The sequence below is a fragment of the Kosakonia sp. H02 genome (assembly GCA_030704225.1).
Lineage (GTDB): Bacteria > Pseudomonadota > Gammaproteobacteria > Enterobacterales > Enterobacteriaceae > Kosakonia.
Genome location: CP131915.1, coordinates 3,514,909 through 3,531,215 on the forward strand (window position 1 = coordinate 3,514,909; position 16,307 = coordinate 3,531,215).

14 protein-coding genes are annotated in these 16,307 nt (G+C 57.0%); 13 read left to right on the top strand and 1 reads right to left on the bottom strand.

What is annotated here, in order from left to right; translation table 11 throughout:
• The first annotated feature begins 6 nt into the window (after positions 1-6).
• On the top strand, positions 7-2,079 hold the full coding sequence (gene flhA / locus Q5705_16490) for a formate hydrogenlyase transcriptional activator FlhA (protein WLI76171.1): 2,073 nt from the start codon (positions 7-9) through the stop codon (positions 2,077-2,079).
• Positions 2,080-2,482: 403 nt separating this feature from the next.
• On the opposite strand, the gene Q5705_16495 is transcribed toward flhA, so the two are convergent.
• Positions 2,483-2,824, bottom strand: coding sequence for a nitrous oxide-stimulated promoter family protein (locus Q5705_16495; GenBank protein WLI76172.1), 342 nt, complete (start codon positions 2,822-2,824; stop codon positions 2,483-2,485).
• A 209-nt stretch (positions 2,825-3,033) separates the two neighbouring features.
• Between Q5705_16495 and Q5705_16500 the strand changes: the two genes are divergently transcribed.
• The 12 genes from Q5705_16500 (at position 3,034) to Q5705_16555 (ending at position 16,298) form a co-directional block, all read left to right on the top strand.
• On the top strand, positions 3,034-3,948 hold the full coding sequence (locus Q5705_16500) for a LysR family transcriptional regulator (protein WLI76173.1): 915 nt from the start codon (positions 3,034-3,036) through the stop codon (positions 3,946-3,948).
• Between the two features lie 116 nt (positions 3,949-4,064).
• Complete coding sequence (locus Q5705_16505) at positions 4,065-5,492, top strand: M20 family metallopeptidase (protein ID WLI76174.1); 1,428 nt, start codon at positions 4,065-4,067, stop codon at positions 5,490-5,492.
• Positions 5,493-5,501: 9 nt separating this feature from the next.
• Positions 5,502-7,094 carry an ABC transporter substrate-binding protein gene (locus Q5705_16510; GenBank protein WLI76175.1) on the top strand — a complete coding sequence of 531 codons (1,593 nt, stop codon included), beginning with the start codon at positions 5,502-5,504 and terminating at the stop codon, positions 7,092-7,094.
• Positions 7,095-7,106: 12 nt separating this feature from the next.
• Complete coding sequence (locus tag Q5705_16515) at positions 7,107-8,177, top strand: ABC transporter permease (protein WLI76176.1); 1,071 nt, start codon at positions 7,107-7,109, stop codon at positions 8,175-8,177.
• The gene (locus Q5705_16520) at positions 8,174-9,103 is read left to right on the top strand and encodes an ABC transporter permease (GenBank protein WLI76177.1); all 930 of its coding nucleotides are present in this window, start codon (positions 8,174-8,176) and stop codon (positions 9,101-9,103) included. The genes Q5705_16515 and Q5705_16520 overlap by 4 nt, the downstream gene beginning before the upstream one ends.
• Positions 9,096-9,962, top strand: coding sequence for an ABC transporter ATP-binding protein (locus Q5705_16525; GenBank protein ID WLI76178.1), 867 nt, complete (start codon positions 9,096-9,098; stop codon positions 9,960-9,962). Before Q5705_16520 ends, Q5705_16525 begins: the two co-directional genes overlap by 8 nt.
• Positions 9,959-10,723, top strand: a complete 765-nt coding sequence (locus tag Q5705_16530; protein WLI76179.1) for an ABC transporter ATP-binding protein — start codon at positions 9,959-9,961, stop codon at positions 10,721-10,723. Before Q5705_16525 ends, Q5705_16530 begins: the two co-directional genes overlap by 4 nt.
• A 28-nt stretch (positions 10,724-10,751) precedes the next feature.
• Complete coding sequence (locus Q5705_16535) at positions 10,752-12,044, top strand: MmgE/PrpD family protein (GenBank protein WLI76180.1); 1,293 nt, start codon at positions 10,752-10,754, stop codon at positions 12,042-12,044.
• A gap of 243 nt (positions 12,045-12,287) precedes the next feature.
• Positions 12,288-12,608, top strand: coding sequence for a PTS sugar transporter subunit IIB (locus Q5705_16540; GenBank protein ID WLI76181.1), 321 nt, complete (start codon positions 12,288-12,290; stop codon positions 12,606-12,608).
• A gap of 77 nt (positions 12,609-12,685) precedes the next feature.
• Complete coding sequence (gene chbC / locus Q5705_16545; protein ID WLI76182.1) at positions 12,686-14,044, top strand: PTS N,N'-diacetylchitobiose transporter subunit IIC; 1,359 nt, start codon at positions 12,686-12,688, stop codon at positions 14,042-14,044.
• A 29-nt stretch (positions 14,045-14,073) separates the two neighbouring features.
• Positions 14,074-14,913, top strand: a complete 840-nt coding sequence (chbR, locus tag Q5705_16550) for a transcriptional regulator ChbR (protein ID WLI76183.1) — start codon at positions 14,074-14,076, stop codon at positions 14,911-14,913.
• Between the two features lie 29 nt (positions 14,914-14,942).
• On the top strand, positions 14,943-16,298 hold the full coding sequence (locus tag Q5705_16555) for a 6-phospho-beta-glucosidase (GenBank protein ID WLI76184.1): 1,356 nt from the start codon (positions 14,943-14,945) through the stop codon (positions 16,296-16,298).
• The last annotated feature ends 9 nt before the right edge of the window (positions 16,299-16,307 follow it).

Consider the following 16,307-nt stretch of genomic DNA (forward strand, 5'->3'; position numbering starts at 1 on the left):
AGCAAAATGGCGTATACACCGATGAGCGATCTCGGGCAGCAAGGGCTGTTCGATATTACACGGATTTTATTACAGCAGCCGGACATGGCGGCGCTCTGCGAGACGCTAACCCGGCTGGCCCGTCAGGCGGGGCTTGCGGATAGCACGGCGATTGTTCTGTGGCATGCAGACAGCCACCGGGCAAGCCGCTACGGCGTGCAGGCACCGGAAAAAGGCGCAGAATATTGCGATCAGATCCTGCTGGCAAGCGGGCCGGTACGGCATATTCTTTCCCATCCGCAGGCGCTGCACTGCACTCCTCACACCTTTGACGAGACGTGGCCTGCCATTGCTCACAGCGGGATCTATCCCGCATTCGCCCATTACGCCCTGTTGCCGCTGGCGGCAGAGGGGAAAATTTTTGGCGGCTGCGAGTTTTTCCGTCATGACGACAGGCCATGGAGCGAGCGGGAGATTGACCGTTTGCACACGCTGACGCAACTGGTCGCCGTGGTCGCCGAGCAGTTACAAAGCCGCGACAATCTGACGCCGGACGTTGAGTCTCTGAGCCAGGAGCGCGATGATTTTCGCATTCTGGTGGCCATCACCAATGCGGTGCTTTCGCGGCTGCATATGGATGAGCTGGTCAGCGAAGTCGCCAAAGAGATCCACTACTACTTCGGCATCGACGCCATCAGCCTGGTGTTGCGCGGTAGCCGTAAAGGCAAGCTGACTATCTATTCCACCCATTATCTGGACGAGGCCAATCCAACCCACGAAACGCAGGAAGCTGACGAAGCGGGCACCCTCACCGAGCGGGTGTTTCAGAGCAAAGAGATGCTGCTACTCAACCTGCACGAACACGACAAACTCGCGCCCTACGAGCGCATGTTGTTTGAAACCTGGGGCAATAAAATCCAGACCCTGTGCCTGCTGCCGTTGATGTCGGGGAAAAACCCGCTTGGCGTACTGAAGCTGGCGCAGTGCCAGAAAGAGGTGTTTACCCAGGCGAACCTGAAACTGCTGCGCCAGATTGCCGAACGAATCGCCATTGCGGTGGATAACGCGCTGGCCTACCAGGAGATCCACCGCCTGAAAGAGCGGCTGGTGGATGAGAACCTGGCGCTGACGGAGCAACTGAACAATGTCGATAGCGAGTTTGGCGAGATTATCGGGCGCAGTGAGGCCATGTCGAACGTGCTTAAACAGGTCGGCATGGTGGCGCAGAGCAACAGCACGGTGCTGATCCTCGGTGAAACCGGCACCGGCAAAGAGCTTATCGCGCGGGCGATTCATAACCTGAGCGATCGCAACGGCCGTCGGATGGTGAAAATGAACTGTGCGGCGATGCCCGCAGGGCTGCTGGAAAGTGACCTGTTCGGCCATGAGCGCGGCGCGTTTACCGGGGCCAGCGCCCAGCGGATTGGCCGTTTTGAACTGGCAGATAAAAGTTCGCTGTTTCTTGATGAAGTGGGCGATATGCCGCTGGAGCTGCAACCGAAGCTGCTGCGCGTGTTGCAGGAACAGGAGTTTGAGCGGCTCGGCAGCAATAAGCTGATCCGCACCGATGTGCGGCTGATTGCAGCGACCAACCGGGATCTGAAACAGATGGTCGCCGATCGCGAGTTTCGCAGCGATCTCTATTACCGGCTGAATGTGTTTCCGATCCATCTGCCGCCGCTGCGCGAGCGCCCGGAAGATATTCCGCTGCTGGTGAAGGCGTTTACCTTCAAAATCGCCCGTAAGATGGGGCGCAATATCGACAGTATTCCGGCACAGACGTTGCAGGTGCTGAGCGCGATGGAGTGGCCAGGCAATGTGCGTGAGCTGGAGAATGTTATCGAGCGCGCGGTGCTGCTGACGCGCGGTAATGTATTGCAGTTGTCGATGGCGGAAATCGCCGTACCGCAGGCTCCCGTTGAGCAACCGGCAGAAGCCGCGCGCGACGGGGAAGATGAGTATCAATTGATTGTTCGCGTGCTGCGGGAAACTAACGGCGTGGTCGCCGGGCCAAAAGGTGCCGCCCAGCGGCTGGGGCTTAAGCGCACGACGCTGCTTTCCAGAATGAAAAAGTTGGGGATTGATAAAAAAGCGTTGTAGCGATTTGCCCGATGGCGCTGCGCTTATCGGACATATATGCCGGGATTGTGGAAAGGTTCCGTTCACCAGGCGTTTGGTGGTTTCAGAAACGCCACATACGGTGAACGGGACAAGGGGAACACCGCGTTCCCTTTGTCAATCCCCGCGGCCCCGCAGGGAAATCGGTGCTTCGCACTGCGCTCACCTCCCGCGTGTCTGCCTGCGGGCGGCTCGACTCGACATCCTGTCTCGGTTCGCCTCTGGCCGCCATCCCTGGCGTCCAGACCTGGTCATTCACGCTTCGGTTCGCCGATTTCGGCGGGGACTCAACACCCCCGCTGTGAGGCTTGCGCTCAAAAATAAACAACGTGTAGCTGTAGGCCCGATAAGCGTTAGCGCCATCGGGCATTTCAACGGATGACATTTATTTGCGTCTGTACTTCTCCGGGAGCTCCGGCACCGGGCGTTTATCATCGATCAAATGCCGCACCGTCAAAATCGGGTGTCGCCACAACATGCGCGGCCCTGCCCAGCGCATAATCTGCTTCATCTCTTCACGCTTTGCGGGCTGATAACAGTGCACCGGACACTGCTTGCAGGCCGGTTTCTCTTCGCCGAACACGCACTTATCCAGCCGCTTTTCGGCGTAAGTGTATAAATCCGCATAATGCGCCGCGCTGCTTACCGCATCCGGGCAGCCACGCTGATAAAGCGCAATCATCTTCCGAATGGTTAATTTTTCCCGCAGGATCCGTGGCCCAGACATACGCATCACCAATAGTTAAGATGCATTAATAATACAACTTAATATTGCAACATTGCACTCTGAGAGTGCACTTTCTGCGCAATCATGGTGGCCTCCCCCAACGCCTTTCTCCTCATCCCGCACCAGCGCCCGGCTGCGAGACTGGCGCGTTTCTTGCGTGCTGATTTTACTTTGGAGACGTTTTCCCATTCATTTCGCAAGGTATCGCTATGGAATTGAAATGGTTTGAAGATTTTCTCAGTGTTGCCCGCAGTCTTAGCTTCACGCGCGCCGCCGATGAGCGACACATCACCCAATCCGCATTAAGCCGCCGCATCCGCCAGCTGGAAGAGTGGCTTGGTGTGCCGTTATTCGATCGCAAAACCTACCCCGTAACCCTGACGCCGGAAGGCGAAAGCTTCCTCGCCACCGCCAGCGAAACGGTCTTCGCCATGACCCATTTACGCAACGATCTCAACCAGCGCTTTCGCTCCCGTACGGCGGTGCTGCGTTTTGCCATGCTCAACACCCTGTCATTGACCTTTTTCCCGGACTGGATCCAGCGCCTGAACCTGCAACAGCAGTTGGGCTATATCCGCATGTGCAACTCCAAGCCGAGTTTTGTCGAACACATTGCCACCTTGCACAGCGGCGAAACCGACTTTCTGCTCACTTACGCTCACGATGCGGTGTCGCTTATCCACCAGCTTGCGCCTTACCCGATGATCCCGCTCGGGCGCGAGTGGGCGATCCCGGTTTGCCGCCCGGACAGCAGCGGCCAGCCGCTCTACCCCATCAACCCTGAGGGCCGCCCGATCCCGTGGCTGAGCTACGGTCACCACTCCTTTTTTGCCCATGCGCTGGCACAGATGCTCGGCGAACATCCCCTGCCGCTGGAGGCGGTCTATGAAAATGGCATGTCGGCCAACCTGAAAGCGATGACGCTGGCGGGCGGCGGTGTGGCCTGGCTGCCCCTGAGCCTGGTGCATGCAGAGCTGTCGAATGGAATGCTGGTGCGTGCCGGAAGCAGCGAGTGGGAGATCAAACTGGCGATCCGCCTCTACCGCCAGCCGGTGCTGCGTAACCCGCAGGCGGAACAACTTTGGCAGTTGATCCAGCAGAGTGAAACCGCGCATGCCGCCTGATGGCGGCAGACTATGCAAAAACGGAATAGCCGGTGTGAATTGCTCATTGGCCTTTTCAAAACGTTTGCCCGCATTCTGACCTGACGTCATCCCGATCAACCACACTGGGGAGCATCATGGAAAACAAAGCGTTAGTCTGGAAATGGGTAGAAGCACACCAGCAGGATTTTTGTGATCTCAGCGACAGAGTCTGGGGCACACCGGAAATCTGCTACACCGAATACCGTTCAGTGGCTGAACATACCGCAATGCTGAAAGCGCAAGGTTTTCGCGTTACCGAAAACGTCGCGGACATCCCTACCGCCGTGATGGGCGAAGCAGGCGCTGGTGGGCCAATCATCGCTTTTCTTGGCGAATATGACGCCCTGCCGGGCCTGAGCCAGGCCGCTGGCGTTGCGCACTACTCGCCGCTACCGGGTAACGGCAACGGCCACGGCTGTGGGCACAATCTGCTTGGCTCCGGGGCAATGCTCGCCGCCACCGCCCTGAAAGCCTGGCTGGAAGAGACCGGCACGCCGGGCCGCGTGCGCTACTACGGTTGCCCGGCGGAAGAAGGCGGCGCGGCAAAATCGTTTATGGCGCGCGCCGGGGCGTTTGATGGCGTTGATGTCGCGATCACCTGGCACCCGAGCGCCCATCACGAAGTGGCAAAACCGTTGTCGCTGGCTAACACCCGCATGGACTTCTTCTTTACCGGCCGCTCGTCTCACGCCGCCGCTTCGCCGCATCTCGGGCGCAGCGCGCTGGACGCCGCAGAACTGATGAACGTCGGCGTCCAGTTCTTACGCGAGCATGTGCCGCAAGATTCCCGTATCCACTACGCGATGCTGGATTCCGGCGGTATCGCGCCGAACGTGGTGCAGGCGAAAGCCGCCGTGCGTTACGCTATTCGCGCCCGCGATGTGCACGCCATGTTTGAACTGAACGAACGGGTGAAGCGCGTGGCGCACGGCGCGGCGATGATGACCGATACCAAAGTAGACATCAGCATCATGAGCGCGGTCTCCAACCTGCTGGGCAACCGTCCGCTGGAAGAGGCGATGCAGCGTAATCTGGAAACCCTCGGCCCGGTACCGTTCGACGATGCCGACCTGGCCTTTGCTGCTGAAATTCAGGGCACGCTTTCTGACGAGGAAATCGCCAGTTGCTATCGCAAAACCGGGATCAAACCGGCGAAACCGAAACCGCTCAGCGACTACATCATCCCGCTTGATACCCACGGTGAAGTGATGATTGGCTCCACCGATGTCGGCGATGTGAGTTGGGTGCTGCCCACCGTGCAGGCGCACATTCCCACCATGGCGATCGGTACGCCGGGTCACTCCTGGCAGTTAACCGCGCAGGGCAAAATGCCCGCCGCCCATAAAGGCCTCGCTCACGTGGCGAAGGTGATGGCAGCAACCGCCGTGGATGTGCTGACCGACAAAGTGTTGCTGGCGCAGGTGAAAAAAGCGCACTTCGAGCAGGTGAGCGAAAAACCGTACCACTGCCCAATTCCGGCAGAGGTCAAACCGCCTATCCAGCCCCGCCCGGAAACCCTATAAGGACACGCCATGAAATTGACTCCCGTTGCCGCCGCGCTGGCGTTGACCAGCGTTTTTAGCCTCCCTTCGCAGGCCGCCACGCCGCCGGACTCGCTGGTAATGGCGTGGAATATCGACGCCATCAGCACCTGGGATCCGGCGCAAATTGGCGAAGTGGTCACCAGCGAAATTTACGCCAACACCTGCGATACGCTGGTTGATTTTGATGTGAAAGATGAGAAGAAGCTGACGCCGCTGATGGCGAAAAGCTGGGACGTGTCGGACGACCGTAAAACCCTCACCTTCCACTTGCAGGATAACCTCACCTTCCCGGACGGCTCACCCGCCAGTGCGGGCGATCTCGCCTGGTCGATGCAGCGCGTGGTGAAACTCGGCTATGGCAACGCCGCGCAAATCACCGAGTACGGTTTTACCAAAGAGAATGTCGACAGCCGCATTACCGCCCCGGATGACAAAACACTGGTCATGCAACTGGACAAACCCTACCCCACCAGCCTCGTGTTACAGGCGGTGGCGGCCAATAATGTCTCGTCGCTGATTAACCGCAAAGTGGTGGAAAAAGAGGCGGTCGACGGTGATTTCGGCCACAAATATCTCACCACCCATACCGCCTGCGTTGGGCCTTATCAACTGGTGCGCTGGAATGCCGGTGAAGGGGTGATGTTGCAGGCAAACAATCACTACTGGGGCAAAGCGCCGGTGCTGAAGCGCGTGCTGATCCGCCATGTGGCGGAAACTGGCACTCAGCGCCTACTGCTGACCCAGGGCGATGTCGATATTGCCCGCGATTTGTCGGCAGACGATCTGGAGACCCTCGATAAAGGCGGCAAAGTTCGCGTGGAGAAAGTCCTCAAGCCGCAGCTCTTTTTCTGGACCTTCAACAACGAAGATCCGATTTTCAAAAACGAAAAAGTGCGCCTCGCGATGCGCTACCTGATTGATTACGACGGGCTGGGCAAAAGCGTGATGCCCTATCTCGGCGTGCCGCGCGCCAGTTTTGTACAGATTGGTGCCTTCGGTGCGCTGGATGAAAAAGAGGGTCAGCCGTTCAAACTCGATCTGGCAAAAGCCAAACAGCTACTGACAGAAGCCGGTTACCCGGAGGGCTTCAGCGCCTCGGTCATTTTCGGCACTCTGGCGCACTCCGCGCCCATTGCCCAGAGCATCCAGCAAAACGCGGCGAAAATTGGCGTGAAGCTAACGCTGGAACGTATGGCAAACGCCCAGTTGTTTAGTCGGGCGCGCGGGCGCGAGTTCCAGAGCGCAATGATGGCGTGGCAAACCCCGGTACCGGATGCTTACGGTAACGCCTCGCGGCTGGTGTTCAACCCGGATAACCGCAAAGAGGCGCGCGCCACGCAGTACCCAAGCTGGCGGGCCGCCTATTACGACGCGCAGATGAACCAGAAAGTAGAGGCCGCCCTGCTGGAGCCGGACGATGCCAAACGTAGCGAGATGTATGCCGCACTGCAAAAAGAGGTCATGGAGAAAGGCCCGATGGCCATCATGTTTCAGATGTACAACAGCGCGGGTATCAGCCCGGGCGTGAAGAACTGGACGTGGAACGGCTTTCGTGTCTGGTACGGCGACGCAAGTAAGTAACGGAGGTGGCAGATGTCCCAGCTGATTACACCCATGACCGATAACTCCCCCGCGCCGCTGTGGCGGCTATTCAGGCGCGTTGGCCGGGGGGTGATTTCTATCTGCTGTACGCTGCTGGGGCTGGCGGCGCTGACTTTCTTTATTGGTCGGCTGCTGCCTATCGACCCGGTAGTGGCGGTGATTGGCGATAATGCCAGTCAGGAAGCTTACGAGAAGATGTATCAGCAACTCGGGCTTAATCAGCCACTGTGGAAACAGTTTGTCGATTATGTCTGGCAACTGTTGCATCTGGATTTCGGCACTGCGCTCACCACCAGCCAGCCGGTCGCGCTGGATATTGCCCGCGTCTTTCCGGCCACGCTGGAACTGGCGACGGTGGCGGCGATTATCGGCGTCGGTCTTGGCATTCCGGCCGGGGTGTTCTCGGCGATGTACCGCAACTCGTGGTTCGATCACCTGATCCGCTTTGTCGGTCTGCTGAGCTACTCCACGCCGCATTTCTGGCTCGGTTTAATGGGGCTGCTGCTGTTTTACGCCACGCTCGGCTGGATTGGCGGGCCGGGGCGCATCGACTTTATGTATGAGTTTGAACTGCATCCGGTGACCGGTTTCTGGCTGCTGGACAGTGCCTTAAGCGGTAACTGGGCGGTATTCAAAAATGTCTTCAGCCACATCATTTTACCGGCCTCGATCCTCGGGTTGAGCGCGCTGGCCTACATCAGCCGCATGACCCGCAGCTTTATGATTGAGCAACTGTCGCAGGAGTACATCATCACCGCGCGGGTGAAGGGGCTGTCCTGGGCGCGCTGCGTCTGGGTACATGCGTTTCGCAATATCGCCGTGCCGGTGCTGACGGTGGTGGCGCTCTCATGGGCGTGGCTGCTTGAGGGCGCAGTGCTGACGGAAACCGTCTTCGCCTGGCCCGGCTTTGGCCGCTATCTGACCAACGCCCTGCTGGCGGGCGACATGAATGCGGTGGTCGGTTGCACGCTGCTCACCGGCGCGATTTTCGTGGTGCTCAATTTGCTGTGCGATTTGCTTTATCGCCTCTTTGATCCCCGCACACGACAGGAGGAGCAATGACCGATTCTGTTAAATTTCTGCGCGTGTCCCGCCAGGGGCTGCGCGCCTGGCTGAGCGATCCCGCGCCGCAATCGCCATTGCAGGCGAGAGCGCAACTGGCGTGGATCCAGTGGCGACGTTTTTGTGCTAATCATTCGGCGCTGTTTGGCCTGCTGGTGCTGCTTGTGATTATTGCCGCCGCGCTGTTTGCGCCGTGGCTGGCGAACCACGATATTTACGCGCAAAACCTCGCCGCACGCCTGCAACCGCCCAGTGCCGATCACTGGCTCGGCACCGATGAACTGGGGCGCGATATCTTTAGCCGCCTGCTGTATGGCGCGCGCATTACGCTCTATATCACCTGCCTGACCGCGTTGATTATCACCCCGCTCGGGCTGGTGATTGGCGCAACGGCGGGTTATCTGGGCGGGCGTGTGGATACGGTGCTGATGCGGCTGGTGGATATTTTTCTCGCCTTCCCAAGCCTGATCCTTGCACTGGCATTTGTCGCTGCCCTTGGCCCCGGTATTGAGAACGCGATTATTGCTATTTCGCTTTCTGCCTGGCCCCCCATTGCGCGCCTGGCGCGCGCCGAAACGCTGGCCATTCGCAAGATGGATTACATTGCCGCCGTGCGCTTACAGGGTGCGTCTGCCTGGCACATTATCTTGCACCACGTCATGCCCATGTGCCTGCCTTCAGTGGTGGTGCGCGTCACCCTGAATATGGCGGCGATCATCCTCACCGCGGCCGGTCTTGGGTTTCTTGGACTCGGTGCGCAAGCGCCCAGCCCGGAATGGGGCGCCATGCTCGCCTCCGGGCGTGAATTTATGCTGAACAATGGCTGGATTGCCGCCATACCCGGTTTAGCGATCTTGTTCACCAGCCTGGCCTTTAACCTGCTCGGTGATGGCCTGCGCGACGTAATGGATCTTCGCCATGAATAACCCGCTATTAGAGGTGGAAAATCTCAGCATTCTGTTTAAGGGCGCGCATGAAGATAACCTCGCGGTGCGCGATGTGAGCTTTCAGGTCGGTCGGGAAAAAGTGGCGATTGTGGGCGAGTCCGGCTCCGGGAAATCCCAGACCTGTCGCGCGTTGCTGAAGCTGACGCCCAAAATCGGCCAGCTACGGGCGACGAAAATGCGCTTCGGCGATATCGATTTGCTGCATGCCAGCGAGCGACAGATGCGCACCATTCGCGGCAACCGTATCTCAATGATCCTGCAAGACCCGCGTTTTTCACTCAACCCTCTGATGCGTGTTGGCGATCAGGTGGCGGAAGCCTGGCGTCTGCATCGCCGTGTCAGTAAAGAGGAAGCCCGCGCGCGGGCGCTGGAGATGCTCGAATCGGTGCATATTCGCGAGGTAGCGAAAGTCGCACGGCTCTATCCGCACGAAATCTCCGGCGGTATGGGGCAGCGGGTGATGATCGCCATGATGCTTATCCCGGAACCGGATCTGATTATTGCCGACGAACCGACGTCGGCGCTGGATGTGACCGTGCGCCGCCAGGTACTGAGCATTCTTGATGAGCAATTGCAGCGCCGCCAGACCGGGCTGCTGTTTATCACCCATGATTTGAACCTGGTGTCGCGCTTTTGCGACCGGGTGCTGGTGATGTATGCCGGGCGTATTGTTGAAGAGTTACGGGCAAACGAACTCGACAATGCCTGCCACCCTTACACCCAGGCGCTGCTTGCCAGCCAGCCGCGTCTGCGCGAGCCGGTGGAAACCTTGCGCGTTCCCACCCGCGATCCCGCCTGGCTGAACGGCCCCTGCTACCGTGATGGAGTTGCCTTATGAACCCGATTCCCACCGCCGATCGCGCCATTGAACTGGTTTCCCTCGCCATCGCATTTGGTCAGGGTAGCCAGCGCCGCCAGGTGGTGAACGATGTCAGCCTGACGCTGGCGCGCGGCGAAAGTTATGGCCTGATTGGTGAATCCGGCTGCGGTAAATCTACCATTCTGCGCGCGCTGGCCGGGCTGAATCATGACTACCACGGTCATATTTTGTTCAATAACCGCGAGCAGCAACCGCGGCGCGATAAGCCCTTTTACCGCCAGGTACAGATGGTTTTTCAGGATCCTTATGCCTCGCTGCACCCGCGCAAAATGGTATGGGCCAGCCTGCGTGAGCCGCTGCAACTTCACGGCATGGACAGGCACGAATCGCGGATAAGCGACGTGCTGCGCGCGGTCGGCCTGTCGGACGCGTTTCGCTACCGCTACCCGCATCAACTTTCTGGCGGTCAGCGTCAGCGCGTGGCGATTGCCAGAGCGTTGATCCTTGAGCCGTCGGTGTTGCTACTTGATGAACCGACTTCAGCGCTGGATGTGTCGGTGCAGGCAGAAATCCTCAACCTGCTCAGCCGTATGCGCCAGCAGCGCAATTTAACCTATTTGCTGGTGACGCACGATCTGGCGGTGGTCACCCATTTATGCCAGCGCGTCGGGGTGATGTATCAGGGGAAACTGCTGGAAGAGGTAAGCGCAACGCGTTTGAGAAAGGGCGAAGCGCAGGAAACCTATACGCGGGAGTTTCTCGCGGCGAGTGAGGCGTGAGCATAAGGCTAACGGAGGATTTGGCATCATGACATTGATTGAAACGCTGGCAAACTGGTGCGCGGCACCGGGGCCATTTAGCGTGCGGGCAAAAGAACTCGCCCGCGACGCCATTACCGACACTCTCGCCTGCCTGGTTGCCGGGCGGGATGATTTCTCTACCCGCGCGGTATGCGAAACCTGGCGCGAAACGGCACACACGCCATCACACGCGGCGCTGATCAATGCCACCGCTGCGCATGCCATTGATTATGACGATAACTTTGCGCCTGGCATGAGCCACGCCTCGGCGGTGCTGGTCCCTGCGTTGCTGCCTGTCGCGCTGTCGCAGGGCAGCAGCGGCGCGGCGTTGATCGACGCGTATCTGGTAGGGTTACAGGCGCAGGCATTTATCGGCGATGCCATCGGTTACGGGCACTACACCGCTGGCTGGCATGGCACATCGACCGTAGGCTGCATTGGCAGCGCGGCGGGCGTGGCATCATTAATGGGAGAAGATGCAGGCGGTATCGCGCGTGCGTTAAGTATTGCGATCAGTATGGCAAGCGGCGTTAAAGGGCAGTTCGGTACGCCGCTAAAACCGTTTCATGCGGGCATGGCAGCGCGCAATGCCGTTGACGCCGCCATGCTCGCCCGCACCGGCATGTACGGCAGGCCGGATATCATCGAATGCCCGCAGGGTTTTGCTGAACTGTATGCCGGAAATGTGCACCGGCCTGCGTGGCTTAATGATGCTCAGCATGTGATTGAACGTATCGGCGTGATGCCCAAAAAGCATCCTTGCTGCGGCTCAACGCACCGGATCCTTGATGCCATTACGGATTTGCAAACGCTTCATGCCTTTAGTGCATATGATGTCGAACAGGCGCACTGCCAGGTTGGGATTGCCAACTGGCGTAACCTGGCGTATCCGCAACCGGTGGATGAGATGCAGGCGCGCTTTTCAATGCAGTATTGTGCGGCAGTAATGCTGGAAAAAGGGTCGCTCAGCGTCGCGGATTTCACCCCAGACGCGGTCGCCGCGCAAGCGGATGCTCAGAAACTGGCGCGTATCACCATGGATACGTGGACAGCTGAACAGGAGGCAGAAAACCCGGCGCTGCCGCATATTCTGACGCTCACGCTGAAAGATGGTCGCATCGTGCGCCACGCGCGATTGCGTGCCAAAGGCGCGCTGGAAGAGCCGTTTAGCAATGACGAACGACAAGCGAAATTTCTCGATTGCTGTGCGCGTCTTCCCGATGCGCAGGCTTTATATGGCCAGCTTCTCGAATTGGATTCAGCCCGTGATATCGGTTTTTTGCGCCAGATGATGGTGTGATGGTGCCGGATGGCGGCTAATGCCTTATCCGCCTGGATTAAATAATTCCCCAAACTGTGAAGGAGAGCATAACACCAGGTCAACCAGAGACAATTCTGGCCGGCCGTGGAATACCCGCATCCGGTGCGCTACCGTATACTTGTTTCAGAGCAAGAAAAAAGTTTTAAGCGAAACTCGTGGCCGGAACAGAGATATCAATCGCTGCCCGGCCAGCGGAAAATGGGGCTGTGAGGGGGCGAGTTTATGGAAAAGAAGCATATTTATCTGTTTTGTTCTGCGGGCATGTCGACATCGTTACTGGTTACGAAAATGCGGGCACAGGCTGAAAAATATGACGTTCCGGTCATTATTGAAGCATTTTCTGAAACGCTTGCCGCTGAAAAAGGCCCCCTCGCCGATGTCGTGTTGCTTGGCCCGCAAATCGCCTGGAAGTTACCCGAGATCCAACGATTACTCCCCGATAAACCCGTAGAGGTCATTGATTCGATGCTGTATGGCAAAGTCGATGGCTTAGGCGTGCTGAAAGCGGCGGTCGCCGCTATCAAAAAAACTGCCGTGCAATAAGCCGTTCTTCATTCTTATCAGCATGTTAATTACGAATCACCGCAACCCCGCGTTGCGGTGTTTAAGGGGATTTGTCTATGAGTCATGCCCTTGCTTCCCTTGAAAAGGTACTTCTGCCTTTTGCCATCAAAATCGGCCAGCAGCCGCACGTTAACGCCATTAAAAACGGCTTTATCCGTTTAATGCCGTTAACCCTCGTCGGGGCTATGTTTGTTCTTATCAATAACGTGTTCCTGAGCTTTGGCGACGGATCGTTTTTCTATTCGCTGGGCGTACGGCTGGATGCCTCCACCATTGAAACTCTGAACGGGTTAAAGGGCATCGGGGCGAATGTTTATAACGGCACGCTGGGCATTATGTCGTTGATGGCGCCTTTTTTTATCGGCATGGCGCTGGCGGAAGAGCGCAAAGTGGATGCGCTGGCAGCGGGTCTGCTCTCGATTGCCGCCTTTATGACCGTCACGCCGTATAGCGTGGGTGAATCGTATGCCGTGGGCGCGAACTGGTTAGGCGGGGCGAATATTATCTCCGGGATAATCGTTGGCCTCGCGGTCGCCGAGATGTTTACCTTTATCGTGCGCCGCAACTGGGTCATCACCTTGCCCGAAAGCGTCCCCAGCTCGGTTGCCCGCTCGTTTTCCGCGCTGATCCCCGGCTTTATTATTCTCTCGATTATGGGTGTCATCGCCTGGGCGCTGGCGAGCCACGCCAGCAACTTTCACCAGATGATTATGGATACCCTCTCCACCCCGCTGGCCTCTCTCGGCAGCGTTGTCGGCTGGGCGTATGTGATTTTTGTCCCGCTGCTGTGGTTTTTTGGTATTCACGGATCGCTGGCGTTGACCGCGCTGGACAGCGGCATCATGACGCCCTGGGCGCTGGAAAATATCGCCATCTATCAGCAATACGGTTCGGTAGACGCCGCGCTGGAAGCGGGAAAAAGTTTTCATGTCTGGGCAAAACCGATGCTCGACTCCTATATTTTCCTTGGCGGCAGCGGCGCAACACTTGGGCTTATCATCGCCATTTTCCTTGCATCACGTCGGGCGGATTATCGCCAGGTAGCAAAACTGGCCCTGCCTTCCGGCCTCTTTCAGATTAACGAACCGATTCTGTTTGGCCTGCCGATTATTATGAATCCGGTGATGTTTATCCCTTTTATCCTCGTGCAGCCGATCCTGGCTGCCATCACCCTGCTGGCGTATTACTCGGGTCTGATCCCACCCGTCACCAACATTGCGCCGTGGACAATGCCAACTGGCCTCGGCGCGTTTTTCAACACCAATGGCAGTATTAGCGCGCTGCTGCTCGCGCTGTTTAACCTCGCTATCGCAACGCTGGTTTACCTGCCCTTTGTGGTGGTCGCCAATAAAGCGCAGAACATCATTGAGCAGGAAGAGAGCGAAGACGATATCGCTAACGCACTCAAATTTTGACATTAACTGGAAGTCGTAAGGAGTTAACGATGCAGCCGACCGCCAACGCCCTGGAAATAAAAACGGCTCAGGAACAGCAGCTGTTTAAGGGTAAAAATTTCCATGTGTTTATCTATAACAAAACGGAGAGTGTCAGCGGGCTGCATCAGCACGATTATTATGAATTTACGCTCGTGTTAACCGGGCGCTGCTATCAGGTCATCAATGGCAAACGCGTGCTGCTGGAGCGCGGTGATTTCGTGTTTATCCCGCTGGGATCGCATCATCAAAGCTTTTATGAATTTGGTGCCACGCGGATCCTGAATGTCGGTATCAGCAAGCGTTTTTTTGAACAACACTATCTGTCGTTGCTGCCGTTTTGTTTTGTCGCGTCCCAGGCGTACCGGACCCACCGCGCGTTTCTGACCTATGTTGAAACGGTGATTGCGTCGCTTAATTTTCGCGAAAACGGGCTGGACGAATTTGTCGAAACCATCACCTTTTATGTGCTCAATCGCCTGCGTCACTACCGTGAAGAACAGGGGCTTGATGATATTCCGCCCTGGCTTAAAAACACCGTCGAAGCGATGCACGACAAAGTGCAGTTTAGCGACAACGCGCTGGAAAATATGGTGCGGCTGTCTGCCAGAACGCAGGAGTATTTAACCCGCGCGACCCGGCGTTATTACGACAAAACACCGATGCAAATCATCAATGAAATCCGTATCGATTTTGCGAAACGACAGCTGGAAATCACCAACTATTCGGTGAGCGATATTGCGTGGGAGTCGGGTTACAGCAGCCCAAGCTTGTTTATCAAAACGTTTAAGAAAATGACCTCGTTCACTCCAAACAGTTACCGGAAACGGTTAACTGAGATAAACCAGTAAATCTGCTTAACCCACGATAAGGAGAAGCCATGAGCCAGAAATTAAAAGTCGTCACCATCGGCGGGGGAAGCAGCTACACCCCGGAATTACTGGAAGGGTTTATTAAGCGTTATCACGAGCTGCCGGTAACGGAATTGTGGCTGGTCGATGTTGAAGACGGCAAAGAGAAACTGGAGATTATTTTTGATCTCTGCCAGCGCATGATTGCTAACGCGGGTGTGCCGCTAAAACTCTACAAAACACTGGATCGCCGTGAAGCGCTGCACGACGCAGATTTTGTGACCACCCAACTGCGCGTCGGCCAGTTGAAAGCGCGTGAACTGGATGAACGCATCCCGTTAAGCCACGGCTATCTGGGCCAGGAAACCAACGGCGCAGGCGGCCTGTTTAAAGGGTTGCGCACTATTCCGGTGATTTTCGACATCATTAAAGATGTGGAAGAAATTTGCCCGCGCGCCTGGGTGATTAACTTTACCAACCCGGCGGGCATGGTTACTGAGGCGGTATATCGCCATACCGGTTTTAAACGGTTTATTGGCGTCTGTAATATTCCCATCGGCATGAAAATGTTTGTCCGCGACGTGCTGGCATTAAGCGAGAGCGACGATATCGCCATGGATCTTTTTGGTCTTAACCACATGGTGTTTATCAAAGATGTGCTGGTGAATGGCACGTCGCGCTTCGCGGAGCTGCTTGACGGTGTAGCCCGCGGCACATTGAAAGCCTCGTCGGTGAAAAACATTTTCGATCTGCCGTTCAGTGAAGGATTGATTCGCTCGTTGAATCTGTTGCCCTGCTCGTATTTGCTATATTACTTCAAACAGAAAGAGATGCTGGCTATCGAAATGGGCGAATACTACAAAGGCGGCGCGCGGGCGCAAGTGGTGCAGCAGGTCGAAAAACAACTGTTTGAACTGTATAAAGACCCGCAACTGAAAGTTAAGCCGAAAGAGCTGGAACAGCGCGGCGGCGCGTACTACTCCGATGCGGCGTGCGAAGTGATTAACGCTATCTATAACGACAAGCAAACTGAGCATTACGTGAATATTCCCCATTACGGGCATATCGATAATATTCCGCCGGAATGGGCCGTCGAAATGACCTGTCTGCTGGGGCGCAATGGCGCAACGCCGCACCCGCGCGTGACCCATTTTGATGAAAAAGTGCTGGGGCTAATCCACACCATTAAAGGGTTTGAAGTGGCAGCAAGCCATGCCGCGCTGAGCGGCGAGTTTAACGATGTGCTGCTGGCGCTCAACCTCAGCCCACTGGTTCACTCCGACAGCGACGCTGAAATCCTGGCGCGCGAAATGCTGCTGGCCCATGAAAAATGGCTGCCTCATTTTGCCCCTACCATTGAACGCCTGAAGACCAGGCAAGCGTAACGGAGGCTG

Coding starts and splice junctions, on each gene's coding strand:
- Q5705_16555 (WLI76184.1), top strand. CDS start 14,943: ATGAGCCAGAAATTAAAAGTCGTCACCATCGGCGGGGGAAGCAGCTAC.
- Q5705_16505 (WLI76174.1), top strand. CDS start 4,065: ATGGAAAACAAAGCGTTAGTCTGGAAATGGGTAGAAGCACACCAGCAG.
- Q5705_16510 (WLI76175.1), top strand. CDS start 5,502: ATGAAATTGACTCCCGTTGCCGCCGCGCTGGCGTTGACCAGCGTTTTT.
- chbC (WLI76182.1), top strand. CDS start 12,686: ATGAGTCATGCCCTTGCTTCCCTTGAAAAGGTACTTCTGCCTTTTGCC.
- Q5705_16530 (WLI76179.1), top strand. CDS start 9,959: ATGAACCCGATTCCCACCGCCGATCGCGCCATTGAACTGGTTTCCCTC.
- chbR (WLI76183.1), top strand. CDS start 14,074: ATGCAGCCGACCGCCAACGCCCTGGAAATAAAAACGGCTCAGGAACAG.
- Q5705_16535 (WLI76180.1), top strand. CDS start 10,752: ATGACATTGATTGAAACGCTGGCAAACTGGTGCGCGGCACCGGGGCCA.
- Q5705_16540 (WLI76181.1), top strand. CDS start 12,288: ATGGAAAAGAAGCATATTTATCTGTTTTGTTCTGCGGGCATGTCGACA.
- Q5705_16495 (WLI76172.1), bottom strand. CDS start 2,824: ATGTCTGGGCCACGGATCCTGCGGGAAAAATTAACCATTCGGAAGATG.
- flhA (WLI76171.1), top strand. CDS start 7: ATGGCGTATACACCGATGAGCGATCTCGGGCAGCAAGGGCTGTTCGAT.
- Q5705_16520 (WLI76177.1), top strand. CDS start 8,174: ATGACCGATTCTGTTAAATTTCTGCGCGTGTCCCGCCAGGGGCTGCGC.
- Q5705_16515 (WLI76176.1), top strand. CDS start 7,107: ATGTCCCAGCTGATTACACCCATGACCGATAACTCCCCCGCGCCGCTG.
- Q5705_16500 (WLI76173.1), top strand. CDS start 3,034: ATGGAATTGAAATGGTTTGAAGATTTTCTCAGTGTTGCCCGCAGTCTT.
- Q5705_16525 (WLI76178.1), top strand. CDS start 9,096: ATGAATAACCCGCTATTAGAGGTGGAAAATCTCAGCATTCTGTTTAAG.